The organism is Mucilaginibacter aquaedulcis (genome assembly GCF_030409325.1).
In the GTDB taxonomy this organism is placed as follows: domain Bacteria; phylum Bacteroidota; class Bacteroidia; order Sphingobacteriales; family Sphingobacteriaceae; genus Mucilaginibacter; species Mucilaginibacter aquaedulcis.
Genome location: NZ_JAUFPR010000001.1, coordinates 537633 through 551408 on the forward strand (window position 1 = coordinate 537633; position 13776 = coordinate 551408).

Annotated in this window: 16 protein-coding genes; 7 read left to right on the forward strand and 9 right to left on the reverse strand. The window is 42.2% G+C overall.

Features of this window, described 5'->3' with window-relative positions; translation table 11 throughout:
- Positions 1 to 89: 89 nt before the first annotated feature.
- Positions 90 to 572, reverse strand: a complete 483-nt coding sequence (locus QWZ01_RS02135) for an NADH-quinone oxidoreductase subunit B (RefSeq protein WP_290321569.1) — start codon at positions 570 to 572, stop codon at positions 90 to 92.
- Positions 565 to 1179, reverse strand: coding sequence for an NADH-quinone oxidoreductase subunit A (locus QWZ01_RS02140; RefSeq protein ID WP_290321570.1), 615 nt, complete (start codon positions 1177 to 1179; stop codon positions 565 to 567). Before QWZ01_RS02140 ends, QWZ01_RS02135 begins: the two co-directional genes overlap by 8 nt.
- Between QWZ01_RS02140 and QWZ01_RS02145 the strand changes: the two genes are divergently transcribed.
- Positions 1178 to 2392 carry a BaiN/RdsA family NAD(P)/FAD-dependent oxidoreductase gene (locus QWZ01_RS02145; RefSeq protein WP_290321571.1) on the forward strand — a complete coding sequence of 405 codons (1215 nt, stop codon included), beginning with the start codon at positions 1178 to 1180 and terminating at the stop codon, positions 2390 to 2392. The genes QWZ01_RS02140 and QWZ01_RS02145 overlap by 2 nt on opposite strands.
- Before the next feature lie 369 nt (positions 2393 to 2761).
- On the opposite strand, the gene QWZ01_RS02150 is transcribed toward QWZ01_RS02145, so the two are convergent.
- Together QWZ01_RS02150 and QWZ01_RS02155 are read right to left on the reverse strand one after the other, a co-directional pair.
- Complete coding sequence (locus tag QWZ01_RS02150; RefSeq protein WP_290321573.1) at positions 2762 to 3223, reverse strand: DinB family protein; 462 nt, start codon at positions 3221 to 3223, stop codon at positions 2762 to 2764.
- A gap of 12 nt (positions 3224 to 3235) precedes the next feature.
- On the reverse strand, positions 3236 to 4117 hold the full coding sequence (locus tag QWZ01_RS02155) for a glycosyltransferase family 2 protein (protein ID WP_290321574.1): 882 nt from the start codon (positions 4115 to 4117) through the stop codon (positions 3236 to 3238).
- A 240-nt stretch (positions 4118 to 4357) separates the two neighbouring features.
- On the opposite strand from QWZ01_RS02155, the gene QWZ01_RS02160 reads away from it, so the two are divergent.
- The gene (locus tag QWZ01_RS02160; protein WP_290321575.1) at positions 4358 to 5206 is read left to right on the forward strand and encodes a cupin-like domain-containing protein; all 849 of its coding nucleotides are present in this window, start codon (positions 4358 to 4360) and stop codon (positions 5204 to 5206) included.
- A 356-nt stretch (positions 5207 to 5562) separates the two neighbouring features.
- Positions 5563 to 6759: an NADH-quinone oxidoreductase subunit D gene (locus tag QWZ01_RS02165; RefSeq protein WP_290322078.1), complete on the forward strand. Its 1197-nt coding sequence runs from the start codon at positions 5563 to 5565 to the stop codon at positions 6757 to 6759.
- 326 nt (positions 6760 to 7085) lie between these two features.
- Here the strand turns inward: QWZ01_RS02165 and QWZ01_RS02170 are convergent, their stop codons facing one another.
- From QWZ01_RS02170 to QWZ01_RS02180, 3 genes are all read right to left on the reverse strand, one after another.
- Positions 7086 to 7280 (reverse strand): hypothetical protein, encoded by a 195-nt coding sequence (locus QWZ01_RS02170; protein ID WP_290321576.1) that lies wholly within the window; start codon positions 7278 to 7280, stop codon positions 7086 to 7088.
- Positions 7281 to 7387: 107 nt separating this feature from the next.
- Positions 7388 to 8497, reverse strand: a complete 1110-nt coding sequence (locus QWZ01_RS02175) for a S1C family serine protease (protein ID WP_290321577.1) — start codon at positions 8495 to 8497, stop codon at positions 7388 to 7390.
- A gap of 19 nt (positions 8498 to 8516) precedes the next feature.
- On the reverse strand, positions 8517 to 9083 hold the full coding sequence (locus tag QWZ01_RS02180; RefSeq protein WP_290321578.1) for an RNA polymerase sigma factor: 567 nt from the start codon (positions 9081 to 9083) through the stop codon (positions 8517 to 8519).
- A 344-nt stretch (positions 9084 to 9427) separates the two neighbouring features.
- Here QWZ01_RS02180 and QWZ01_RS02185 point away from each other — a divergent pair, with 344 nt between their 5' ends.
- The 3 genes from QWZ01_RS02185 (at position 9428) to QWZ01_RS02195 (ending at position 10602) form a co-directional block, all read left to right on the forward strand.
- On the forward strand, positions 9428 to 9646 hold the full coding sequence (locus QWZ01_RS02185) for a hypothetical protein (protein ID WP_290321579.1): 219 nt from the start codon (positions 9428 to 9430) through the stop codon (positions 9644 to 9646).
- A 177-nt stretch (positions 9647 to 9823) separates the two neighbouring features.
- Complete coding sequence (locus tag QWZ01_RS02190; RefSeq protein WP_290321580.1) at positions 9824 to 10036, forward strand: hypothetical protein; 213 nt, start codon at positions 9824 to 9826, stop codon at positions 10034 to 10036.
- A 122-nt stretch (positions 10037 to 10158) separates the two neighbouring features.
- Positions 10159 to 10602 carry a hypothetical protein gene (locus tag QWZ01_RS02195; RefSeq protein ID WP_290321581.1) on the forward strand — a complete coding sequence of 148 codons (444 nt, stop codon included), beginning with the start codon at positions 10159 to 10161 and terminating at the stop codon, positions 10600 to 10602.
- Between the two features lie 70 nt (positions 10603 to 10672).
- Here the strand turns inward: QWZ01_RS02195 and QWZ01_RS02200 are convergent, their stop codons facing one another.
- Positions 10673 to 11134, reverse strand: a complete 462-nt coding sequence (locus QWZ01_RS02200) for a PA2169 family four-helix-bundle protein (protein ID WP_290321582.1) — start codon at positions 11132 to 11134, stop codon at positions 10673 to 10675.
- A 101-nt stretch (positions 11135 to 11235) separates the two neighbouring features.
- On the reverse strand, positions 11236 to 11406 hold the full coding sequence (locus QWZ01_RS02205; protein ID WP_290321583.1) for a hypothetical protein: 171 nt from the start codon (positions 11404 to 11406) through the stop codon (positions 11236 to 11238).
- Between the two features lie 716 nt (positions 11407 to 12122).
- Here QWZ01_RS02205 and QWZ01_RS02210 point away from each other — a divergent pair.
- A complete protein-coding gene (locus QWZ01_RS02210; protein ID WP_290321584.1) occupies positions 12123 to 13628 on the forward strand; it encodes an ATP-binding cassette domain-containing protein in 1506 nt (501 codons plus the stop codon).
- Positions 13629 to 13776: the final 148 nt, after the last annotated feature.

Consider the following 13776-nt stretch of genomic DNA (forward strand, 5'->3'; position numbering starts at 1 on the left):
CGTTGATCTTATCACCAATAATTTATATAATACATTATAATTTTGATGCTAACACCAATATTTCCAAGACTTGAATAAATCTACTCTCCTTACCCCCTCACCAAATGTTCCTGCTCAATTTTCTTTTGCAGCTCCAGGATGGCACCTATCAGGGCTTCTGGGCGTGGGGGGCAGCCTTGTACGTATACATCAACAGGAATTACCCTGTCTACCCCTTTTACTACGTGGTAGCCGTGCTGCCAGTAGGGGCCGCCGCAGTTGGAGCACGAACCCATGGATATTACGTACTTAGGGTCGGGCATTTGCTCGTAGAGGCGCTTAATGCGTTCGGCCATTTTAAAGGTAACCGTTCCGGCAATGATGATCACATCGGCCTGGCGGGCAGATGGGCGCGGGAAAACGCCGAACCTGTCCAGATCATAGGTAGATGCCATAGAACCCATCATTTCAATGGCGCAGCAGGCTATCCCAAAGCTCAATGGCCATAAAGATGATAACCTTGCCCAGTTAAGCAGATCGTTCATTTTGGTGACAACTACACCACCGCTTTCACTCGTTACATCACTACTCATTTGCAGGCTTTTTAAAGGTGGGTTTAAACATAGGTTTGCGTACAGCCGGGGCTTCGGCAGGAGCTGTTTCGGCTAAAATAGCCTCGGCAACCACTGGCTCGTTAGTCATACTGAAGGGTTTCACAACAAATTTGCCCTGTTCCATGTTCAGCTGTTCGTACAGCGAGGCCGGAATGGTTACATCAGTAGTAGGCACAACGGGCTTGGCCTTTATCCATTCCAAATCGCCTTTACACCAAACGTAAACCAGCCCTAATATCAGTATCCCCAGGAAAATAAACATTTCGGCCAGCGAAAACCAGCCCCAGCGGGCATCCTGCGCTATAATTTCATGACTGCCAAATACCGTTGCCCATGGAAAAATAAAAACCATCTCTACATCAAACAACAAAAATATAAGCGCTATCACATAAAACCTTGAATTAAAAGGCAACCAGGCATTTCCGGTTGGCTCTTCGCCACATTCATAGGAAGTTAGCTTTTCGTAATTGGGGTTATTTGGTGCAAGCAGGCGGGTAACAAAAAATATTACGCATACCATAATTATTCCGGTAATCAGAAAGATGAGTATCTTTCCAAATTCTGATATTTGCGAAACATCGGTCATGACTACAAATTTAACAAAACAAACCCATTTTGATGCAATAATTATTGGTGGCGGTGCCTGCGGATTAATGTGCGCCGTGCAAGCCGGCTTTTTAGGCAAGCGTACGCTCATCCTTGAAAAGGCCGACCGTGTAGGGGCCAAAATTCTCATCAGCGGGGGCGGCAGGTGCAATTACACCAATTTGTACGCTACCGATCAACAATTCATCTCGCAAAACCCACACTTCTGTAAATCAGCTTTTTCACAGTGGACAGTTGACGATACCATCGGCTTTTTTGAAACTTATGGTATTGAGGGGAAGGAAAAAACACTGGGCCAGCTATTCCCCGTGAGTGATAAGGCTAAGGATGTGGTGCAGGTATTTACCAGCCTTTGCGCCGACCTTGACCAGGAGATATGGTGCAATACCGAAGTAAAAATGGTTGAAAAAACTGACGATGGTTTTACCGTTCGGGTTGAAGTTGACGGCAGCCAGGAGTATATCAGCGCGCCCAGCGTGGTTATTGCCGCAGGCGGTTCGCCCATACCTAAAATGGGCGCAACCGATTTTGGCCTGCGTACTGCCCGTAATTTCAACCTGCAAATTATAGATACCGCCCCTGCCCTGGTTCCACTTACTATCACCGGGAAAGATCAGCCCTGGTATGAGCAACTGAGCGGCAACAGCATTTTTTGCCGTGTATGGAACGATAGGATCAGCTTTGAAGAGAATATCCTGTTTACCCACTGGGGATTGAGTGGCCCTGCGATATTGCAGATCTCCTCTTACTGGAAACCGGGCGAATACATCAACATCGACCTTTTACCCAACCAAAACATTGCCGAACTGATACAACAGGAAAAGGAAGCCAACGGCAAAAAAATGCTGCTGGCCTATTTAGCTAACCTGTATACCCGCAAGTTTGCCGAGGCCCTGAGCGATAAGCTCCCGGTTGAAAAGAATCTGGCATCCCTTACTAAAACCGATATTGAAAACATAAGTCAACTGATCCATGAATTTAAAGTAAAACCTGCCGGCGATAAAGGTTACGACAAAGCCGAAGTAATGCGCGGTGGTGTATCAACCGATGAGCTTTCATCCAAAACACTGGAAGCCAAAAAAGTACCGGGCCTATTTTTTGGCGGAGAATGTGTGGATGTTACCGGATGGCTTGGCGGCTACAATTTTCAATGGGCCTGGGCCAGCGGTTTTGTAATAGCGCAGAACCTGTGATATTTTGTCTGAACCACGAGTAAAGAGATTTTGGGATTGAGGGATTTTATTCTCTTGAAAAGTAATAGCATCCTTGCGCTCGTTTTAAACGAGTGCTTAACATAGAATGGCGATTGCATCGCCTTTAATAGCTCCTGTCAGTTGCGTTTAAAACGCAAACCTATATTAAGCCCTCGTTTAAAACGAGCGCAAGGAAAAAAAAGAAAACCAACTTGCGCTCGTCTGTGACGAGTGCTTAATATGGCTGGGCGATTGCATCGCAATAACTGTTTTGAATATTTGCGTTTAAAACGCAAACCCATATTAAGCACTCGCTTAAAACAAGCGCAAGGAAAAAAAAGGAAAACCAATCCTGGTTCAGACAAAAAATCACTCTCTTATCAACCCAAACTGCGTGAAGTGGTGTGCAAAATGTTTTCCGTGCCATATCAACCACTCCTCATGGTTCATAGGGCCAAAGCCACCGTGGATAGCTACGGCGCCGGGCTGCAGAAAATATTGATCGAAAGCGTCCAGTTCCTGCACCAGCGCGTTGATAGCGGCTACCATGCTGGAATATTGATAATTTTCGGGTAAGTGGCCTGAAAATATATTCTGCGGTATCAGCATGTCGCTATAAACCATCAGCATTTTACGCTGATGGGCCTCATCGGCAGGCCTTTCGCAGGTAGGTGTTTTTTTGCCGTTTGTCCATTGTACCTGGTCAACCAAATGCTCAACCATTTGTTGCGCCTTCATATTACCCCAAAGCGGCGCTGTATCAGGATCAAGCGATAGCAGTTGCTCGCGCAGTAAAGCTCGGTTAGTAATATCAACTGATGGGTGGTTCATGCTTATATTTTTCTATCGTTCTACAATTTCATAGTTACGGTATTCGCCAATGCGCCAGCCGGTAAGCTGCTCTACCCTTTGCAAAAATTTGCGCCTGAAGGTCATGTTTTTCCGCAATGCCTTGGTGCTGAAGTCAATTTTCCAGTTGGTGGCGGCTATGCGTTTTTGCATAGGCGCTGGGTGCGTGCTTGTAAAGTGCACCAGTTTATCAGCATTCCCGTAATCAAACTCATAGGTTTCGGGTAAGTTTTGCTCCATCCAGGCGTCATCATGGTAAAATTTGTTAAAATTGCGCACCTTATTGTTGAGCCCCTGCGGCGGTTTGGCCCAGCCGTAATGGTATATGTATGCATCAATCAGCTTAACTTTTATTTTACGGTCATCAAGTCTGAAACCCTGCGCATCGCGGTAAGCTTTGATGCCTTTAATATTTTTAAGCAGGCGGATCTCCCGGCGGTACCAGCGCCTCGAATCGCCATAGAAATCGTAAGAACCATAAAAGTGCAGGTATTTAAATAACAGGCCTTCAATATTGGGTTTATGTAAAGCCTGCTCCATCTCTTTTTTAATAAGCGGATGATATTTTTCATGCACGGCTTCATCGCCCTGAATGTAAAAGGCCCAGTCGCTATCCGGCGATATGGCATCAAATGCCTTATCCGTTTCCACCGCGAAAACCCGGCCGCCATCTTTCAATGAATCGTCCCAGACAGAATCAATGATCTTGATTTTTGGCGAACCGATGGCTTCGATAAGCTCCCGCGTACCATCGTCAGAGTTACCGGCCATCACTATAAATTCATCACAAAGCGGTAAAATAGAAGTTATGGCCTCAACAACAGGGTAATCGTTTTTAACGGCGTTTCTGATAAAGGTAAATCCGGATACTTTCATTAAGCCAAAGGTATTTAATTTGTACAAACCCCATTCAATGATTTGTGCATTAAGCCTATACTTATCGCCGTAAATTATTACTTTTAGCACAACATGAAATGCTCACTGAAAATTCATGGCTCTTTGCAACCTTTATTTCCATATTTTTCGTAAAACGTTAAATATAAGCCACTACTCATCAAACCGCTATTAATTAACTATTATATATAATCCCAACACCTTACCCCTACTTTTTCAAACATGGATATCATCAGAAGAGACAACATTACCTACGACGAATTTATGGAAGAGCATTATAAACCCGGCGTTCCGCTGGTTTTTACTAATGCCGCCAAGGTTTGGAAAGCCAATGGCCTGTTTACTCCCGATTGGTTCAGGAAAAATTACCCCGACCGCAAAACTGATTGCCGTGGTAATACCTATACCATGAAACAGGTAATGGATATGGTTGAGGCCGCCACGGTGGATGCTCCGGCTCCATATCCTATCATATTTGATATACCATCAACACTGCCCGAGATATTGCCGCTGATAGAGCCGCTTGATTTGAACTATGCATCGCCCAACTGGCTTACAAACAAAATGTTTCAGCTTGGTAAATGGGGCTATGCTACCGAAATGTTTGTTGGAGGCCCCGGAGGCCAGTTCCCATACATGCATATTGATTATTATCACCTGAATGCCTGGATAACCCAACTTTACGGCGAAAAGCGCTTTACTGTTTTCCCACGCGGACAAGAGCACATGCTTTACCCGCTGCCTGATCATCCATGGCGCTCAGAAGTAAATATCTTAGATCCTGATTACGAAAAATATCCGCTTTTTAAAGACGCAACTCCTATACATTTTGTAGTTGGCCCCGGCGAAACGTTGTTTATACCTTTTGGTACCTGGCATACGGCCCATTCGCTTACACCAACCATATCTATAGCATTTGATACCCTTAACAGAAAAAACCATAAAGACTTTATGAAAGATGTTTGGGCCTTTAAAAGCCGCGACAGTAAACTGAAGGCCATAGCCATGTACAGCTATGCAGCTGTAGCTACACAGGCATCAAAAATAGGCGATGCTTTGAGGGGGAAATAAATTATCTGTCATTGCTGCATTTGTTTACCCTTCTTTTCGGTTTAGCCGAAAAGAAGGGATTTTTTTTTGATTAACGCCGCAATCATGGAAATTGCGTGTTACGCAAACGACTCACCCGGTCTACGCTTCGCTGGACCACCCTCTCTTCAGCTTCGCTGGAAAGAGGGCTTAAGAAAAATGAAACAAAAAGTAAAATCCCCCTCTTTGCGGCGAAGCCGGAGAAAGGGGCGACAAGCGCAGCGATGTCGGGGTGAGTAAAGACTACAATTTTTATAGATTTTTACACCAATTTGGCCCGATAAAACAAAAAAATGTTGATTTTTGACACCTACTAAAAACAGCATACAACATTGGTTATCACAAATTCTAAATACGAGCAGGCGCTTATTAACTACAATAAAAAAATCGCTGATGCCAGCGTGGAGGATATGGTACTCAATATGGGTCCGCAGCACCCCTCTACCCACGGCGTTTTACGTTTGGAACTGATAACAGATGGCGAAATTGTGAAGGAGGTTATCCCCCACCTGGGTTACCTGCACCGCTGTTTTGAAAAACACGCAGAATCATTAACCTACCAACAAACCATCCCCTTTACCGACAGGATGGACTACCTGGCCTCTATGAACAATAGCCACGCCTTTGTTATGGGGGTTGAGCGTATGATGGGTATTGACAAGGATATCCCTAAGCGGATAGAGTACATTCGCGTGTTGGTTTGCGAACTTAACCGCATAGCATCGCACCTGATAGCTATTGGTACCTACGGTATTGATATTGGTGCTTTTACCCCCTTTTTATGGTGCTTTAGAGATCGTGAACACATCATGGGCCTGCTGGAGTGGGCCTCGGGCTCGCGAATGCTGTATAACTATATTTGGGTTGGCGGTTTATTTTACGATTTGCCGGTGGGTTTTGAGGAGCGCTGCCGCGATTTTGTGGAATATTTTAAACCCAAAATGGTAGAGCTTAACCAACTGCTTACCGATAACCAGGTATTTATATCGCGCACGGCCAATGTAGGTGTGCTGCCGCTTGATGTGGCCATAAACTACGGCTGCTCGGGCCCTATGCTGCGTGCTTCTGGCCTCAAGTGGGATCTGCGTCGTATAGATAACTACTCGGCCTACCCTGAGCTTGATTTTGAGATTCCCGTTGGTCAGGGCCTTATGGGTACCTTAGGCGATTGCTGGGACCGCTACAAAGTACGTGTTGATGAAATTGAACAATCATTAAGAATGGTAGAACAATGTCTTGACCGCCTGCAAAAGGAGCTTAAACGCACACCCGATTTTGATCCGCGTGCCAAAATGCCACGTAAAACCATTCCAAAAGCGCAGGATTATTACGTGCGTTGCGAGGGAGCCAAAGGCGAACTCGGTTTTTACTTTATGGCCGATGGAAAATCGGAGATACCTACACGCGTAAAATCGCGCGGCCCAAGTTTTAACAACCTCTCCGTACTACCCGAAATTTCCAAAGGTGTACTCATTGCCGATCTGATTGCCATTGTAGGCTCTATTGATTTTGTTTTGGGAGAGGTGGATAGATAGATCAGGAGGATGATGTAGTGAGCTTGCAAGGCGAAGTCCCGCTCTTGGCCGCGGGAGGGCCTTTACTTTTTTCTTGATAAAAAAGTAATCAAAAAATCAAGACAAAAAAAGCTTTTACCCACAGGCAAAACTCCCGGCCCGCTTTTTTGTCAGGCATTTACCCGCATTGTTGATCATTTCACCCTTGTCATCCTGAACGTTTCTTCTTTTATTTTAAATTCTATTCATTCTTCAATTCAATAAATTTTGTTCTCTTCCCCATTCAGCAGATCAGCTTCGGGTGAAAAGCAGGCAGAACATGTTGGCCTGTGCGACTGGGAGGGGCATTAGCAAACCTTGCCGAAGCAGGGGCGCTGAGCGAACGAAGTGGCGGTAAGGTTTAGCAGCCCGTGGTTCTGACTGCTTTGCGGGGTAAAGGCTTTGTGCGGTAAAGAAGCCTTTCTGCTGAAAGCCTTTTTGGTTACTTTTGTGGCGACAAAAGTAACTGGGCCCTCCCGCGGCCAAGAGCGGGACTTCGCCATGCAAGGCCACTATGCTAAGTTAATAGAGATCTACTTCATCCAAAACAAAAAAAGAGACACCTTTCGGTATCTCCTTTTCAATTATTAATTTTTATGGGTTGGGCAAATTACTGGTTGTAAACTTTAACCATGAAAACATAGTTTTTAAGTTTCTTTAATTGTTGCGGACGGCTTAAGCCTGCCAGCGTGTTCTTGCTATTTAATGTTAATGATTTGGTTAGTGAATCGGAAGGGATATTTTGTATCGCCTTTAACAAATAGCTTGATTTTACCGCGAAGGCAGCTCCTGCAACCTGCGTTTGTTTTCCGTTGATGATACCGATCACATTACCTTTATCATCAAGCAGCGGACCGCCGCTGTTGCCCGGATTAACCGGTATGGATACCTGGTATTCGGTGGTATCGCCCTGGTACCCTGTTGCTGATGTTAACGCGCCCGGACCAAAAACCACTTCGCCACCCGGATAGCCGAATGTAAACACATTCTCGCCCAGGTCAGTTGATGATTTTTTGAAGTTATACGGAACGGCTCCTAAGTTTTTAAAGGTAGAATCGTTAATTTCCAGTATGGCTATATCATTTTGCGGCTCGGTGTATATCACCTTGCTGTGAAACGATTCGCCCATGGCATTTTGTACGTATACCGAATCAGCATCCTTAATTACATGGTAATTGGTAACAATATACCCGTTTGATGAAAGCGCGAAGCCTGTACCCCTGAAATTACCAGGGTTTGATGGTTTTGGTCTGGTAGCCTTGGCATTAATTAGGCTTGTATTAACCGTTTTTTTAAGCTGATCATTTGATACCTTGATCCTGTTTACCTCATCCCTCAGTTCAACAAACCGCGAATCATGACTGTTAAGCTTGCCTGTAAAAAACAGGGTGCTTAATATGGCAAATATGGCAATAGAAGCCGCTACCGATATTTTTGAATGATGGTGCCTCCACAACTGCACAATCCAGGCAGGGTGTATAGTTACTTCTTCTTTTAAAGCGTGTACATCAATTTCATCATGAATAGCGTCAAGGCGTTTTTGTAACTCCAGGCGCTCGCCATATTGCTTCAGCAAACCAATAAACTGTTTGTGCTCGGTTACCCGGCTATCAACAGCTGCATCATTTTTGCGGAGCAATTCAAACTCGATACGCTCGTCATGACTCATCTCGTCATTGAGGTAGCGTTCAATTAATTCCGTAAGTTGGTTATCGCTCATCTCTTTTTCACTCCTTTTATTATTGCTGAAAAAATAGTTTTTTCAGCCTTTGCAGGCATTTATATTTTTGCGTTTTGGCATTATCGGCATTGGTATAACCAAAACGTTCGCAGATATCCTGCATTGATCTGTTATGTATATAAAAATCTTCCATAATGGTTTTGCAGGGTTCGCCTAATAACTGGAGCGCATTTTCCATCTTATCAAACTGTATATCCCGTTCATTATGGTTGTCAACCTCATCATCAACAGGTAAGTACTCTTCAAAATCCCTGATATCGCCCCCGTACCTGTTCATCTGGCTTAGCCTTTTGAGCCAAAGCCTGCGGCAAACCGAATAAATGTAAGTTTTTAGCTTACTGCTTAACTCAAACTGGCCCGATTTAACCTTATTATAAAGAACTATGATCGCTTCCTGGTAAATATCCTTGGCATCATCCTCATTCCCGTTGTTATTGATAATTAACTGTAACACCATCGGAAAATAGGTGGTATATAATTTTTTTAATACAATTTCCGAATTGTTAAGTATACCAAGAACTATCTCGCTATCTGTTGGCGCCGAAGCTTTTAACTCTTTATTCACTCTTAATACTATTTATACGAAATTGTAACCCATTAATAAAAAAAATAATTTAGCTGCCTAAATTATCCCTCTCCGGCCTGTGTGCAATACGCAATAACAATTATACATTATAATTATTAAGTTGCCATTTTTTATACTGCAAACCAATAAGGCTACCCCTTGTTTTAACGGGGCCGCAAATCTGCAACAAAAAGCCGGTTTCAAAAAACATTCCGCACAGCTATAAAGACTACATTACCTATAGAAATTTAAAAAAAGTTTTTTTTCGTGGGTTACCTTTTCACTTATGCCGTATTAAGACATGAAAACGATCACAAAACAATAAAAATTTTAAAATTTACAAAATGAAAAATTCATTCAAAACCGGCTTATTAGCTTTAGTTATTGCTATTTCTTTCTCTGCTTGCGGTGGTGCTGCAAAATCTGGTGCTGCTGATTCAACTAAAGTTGATTCTGCTAAAGTTGATTCTGCTAAAACTGATTCAGCTACTAAAGTTGATTCTACTGCTAAATCTGGTGCTGCTGCTGTTGATTCAGTTAAAAAAGACACAACTAAAAAATAATTGCTACGCATAGTAAAATGCCGTTAAACATATAGTTTTAATGGCTTTTTATTGATTTTTTAGTTATTTGTTAATTTATAAAGGGTAACCCTTAAATTTTTTTAAAAGTTTATGGGTTACCTTTTGTTGTTTATGGTATTAACAATAAACTATTAAATCACTTATTAAAAATCAAACATGAAAAATTCATTCAAACTTGGCTTTTTAGCCTTAGCTATCGCTACTTCATTTGCAGCTTGTAAAGGTAACTCTTCTGCTTCTAACGCAGATTCAGCTAAAATGGATTCAGCTAAAATGGACTCAGCTAAAATGGATACTGCTTCTAAAATGGGTGCTGCTGTTGATTCTGCTAAAGCTGATTCAGCTAAAGCCGACACTACTAAAAAGTAATCTTACTATTATTAGTAATAAAAAAAACGTTCTGGTTTTTCCGGAACGTTTTTTTTTGCCTTTAATTTCTTGGTCAAAACAATTTGTGCTGATATCGCTTAATGTGATAAGTTACATCTTATATGAAATACTCTGACTGGAAATCACTAAACGAAACGGAACGCAAAGCCGCCGGCTGGCACCGCCACCCTCACATTAAAACCTTTACCTTATTTACCATTGCCTTTGCAGTGGTGCTCATTATCGTGATCTTCGGTATCAGCAAAAATACTACCGTACACCTTAACCGCAAGCCCACACCGCAGGAGGCCTTTAACATAGCAAAGGTTTTTGTGAAGGAAAAACTAAAACAGCCCACAACCGCGGTATTTCCCGATCATAGTTTTAAACCAGCTATTGATACTGCCCAAAACAGTTACCAACTACAATCAACCGTGAAAGCCATAAACGCGAGTGGCAAAATGGAAAACAGCGACTGGGTGATCAGCATGCATTACACCGGTGGCGATTGGTCTGAAAAAACCAGCTGGCAGGTAGAGTCAGTAAACATGTCACCAAAAAATTAACAACTATATTATAAAACAAACAAGGGCGGCTGTAAACAGCCACCCTTGTTTGTTTTAAGGCAAATTTATTTTATTGAACGCCGTCGCGCAGTGCTTTTATTTCATCATGCGCGTCAAGCAATTCGCTTTGCTGCCTCGTAATGATCTGCCGCAAGTAAGCAGGTACATATTCTTCTTCCAGCGCCTCTTTATAGGCTTTAAGTATGGCATCTTCACCAAACTCGCACTCCTCTAATATATCATGAGCATCGTGCGAGGTAAAGGCTGCTTTTACATCAAGCCAGGCCCGGTGTATTTTACCGCTTGTGGTTGTTCCTGTTTCAATATCTTTACCCAATACCTCAATCTCGGTACCCAGTTCAAGTTTGTACCGGTGACTATCACCAATTAAAGTAGTAAATAGCGATTTAAGGTCTGTACTATTACTATCATCCTTTAAATCTTTTATAGCTCGCTCATACCCTTCAACCCTGTCATTATTGATCTGAACAAGGTCGTTTAGTACCTCTGCTGTTGCTTGTGTATTTTCCATAGCTGTATGATTTTATACAAAGAGCAACAGCCTCGATACCGAATTGTTTAATTTAAAATATAAAAATTATCTTATTTATAAATTTAAAGTCAAACAACTTATTATTTACCTCTAAACATGGAGATGATCCAGATGATAAGTAGTATAACAACAATAACAGATATAATGCCTACCGCGGCACCAGCTTTAAATATACCGGTGATAACGGAGCAACCGCTCAATGTGAACATAAACAAAGCAAAGGCGATCAATAACAGATGTAATTTTTTCATAGTGATATTTTTTTAGTAGATAGATACTGAACAGGGAAGCCTATGCTGATGTTTTACCATTTAACAAATAATCAGGAATTTATACAGAACTCGAACCCTTTAAAGGCAAAGCCCCCGTTGTGATAAAATTTATGTTTTCGCACCGTTTGGAAAGCCTTGCAATATTACCTATTAGTTAAATATTCATTCCATTCATTGCAACTTTTGCTTATTAAATTTAAAACAAGTAAAAATAATTAACGTTAATTGAGTTAATAATTACATTCTTTTCATTTTATTCATTGAAATTTTACGAATACATACTTATAGTGCAGGATTTAATGAGATTTAACCTACAATAAAATTAATTTCATATTTTTGCATCATAATATTTTTTAAAGATTTATATAATATTACCACGTACAGTATGATTATAGAAATACAACCAAACATCCAATGTGAAAATTGCAGTAAATGCGGTTCCCGTCCACACATTGAGCAACAAAAAAAATTCTGGATAGTTACCTGCCCTAACAAAGAATGTAAGAATTTTATAAAAGAAGAACTCGTAAATATTGAGGCCTGGAACAGGCTTAACAAACCCCAAACAAGCTTAAACCAAAAGCAGGATTTTAAAAGAACAGCTTAGTTAATTATTTGAGCCGAACTAAAATGTTACCGTAAAACGTAAGCCTTTTTTGTAGCAGATGAGTATTTTTACCGGCTACAATAATGCTATGTTAAACACAATTTTTTCCATAAATAATGCTACAGTAAGATTTTTGACCAACACGTTGTTCAAAAATCTTACTTTTAAAATAAACAAGGGCGAAAACTGGGCGCTGATAGGCGAAAGCGGATCGGGCAAAAGCGCGTTACTGCAAACCATTGCCGGGCGTTTCAACATAACCGGCGGCTCGGTAACCTATAATTTAAGTAACGAGCTCACAGCACCGGTTACCACTAACGAAAGTATCGGCATCAATAATAAACTGATTGCCCTTGTTGAGCCAAGGCACCATTTCCGTAATCTTTCAAACACTACTGATTTTTATTACCAGCAACGCTATAACTCGTCAGACTCTGAGGATGCCTTAACTGTGAATGATTATCTGCAAACCATTAAAAGCATCCCCCGCCCCAACTTGTATTGGACCCTTGATAAGATTCTGACACTGTTAAATCTGCACCACCTGCGCGATAAACAGCTTATAAAACTATCAAACGGCGAAACCAAACGGCTCATGCTGGCGGCCGCGCTGCTTAAAAACCCGGTACTGTTGTTACTGGATAATCCGCTAACCGGCCTTGATGTTAAAACCCGCGAAGAATTTAACGGCATTATTGAGCAGATCACAGCTTCGGGCATTAGCCTCATTATAGCAACGTCTGTGCATGAAATACCTGATGCCATTACCCATGTAGCCGTGCTTAAACAAGGTAATATTATTCACCAGATACCCAAAGCCGACTTTAGCCCTACCCTGTTTACCACCAGTACCGACGATAGCATTGATACTGTAGAGCTTAACAACCTGCTAAACATTGATAAAAACCCGGTGAAATACAACCAGATCGTGCACATGGATGCCGTGCATATCAAATACGGCGATAAAACCATACTCGACGATGTGAACTGGGACGTAAAACCCGGCGAGCGCTGGGCACTGCTCGGACCAAATGGCGCCGGAAAATCAACCCTGTTAAGTTTGATAAATGGCGATAACCCGCAGGCTTATGCCAATAACATTGTTTTGTTTGATAAAAAGAGAGGTACCGGCGAAAGTATATGGGATATTAAAAAGAAAATTGGCTTTGTATCGCCCGAGCTGCACCAGTACTTCCCTACAGATAACAGCTGCCTGCAGGTAATTGAATCTGGCTATTATGATACGCTTGGCCTGTTCAGGCCCAGTAATAAAGACCGTGCAGAAATTGCCCTGCGTTGGATGAAGGCCCTTGAAATTGACCGTTATGCGCGCACGCTGCTCAAAAATATTCCGGCCAGTGCCCAGCGCCTGTGCCTGCTGGCCCGCGCGCTCATTAAAAACCCCATACTGCTCATATTTGATGAACCCTGCCAAGGCATGGACGATCATCAGCAGCTGCATTTTAAAAACCTGGTTGATACCATTTGCAGCCTCAGCAACGTAACGCTTATTTATGTAACCCACTACCAGCATGAAATACCAACCAGTGTTACCAAAGTACTTCGACTGGATAAAGGAAAAGTGGTGAGTTAATAGGCGCTCAAAATCAATTTTTCTTTATAGTTAAATATAATCAATACCTAAAAGATATGATTTTTCCTTTAAATATCATTTCCTGTTCACTTTATTCATTGCTCCAGACAGCCTATCTTTATTAAAAAACACACGTAATAACCTCTGA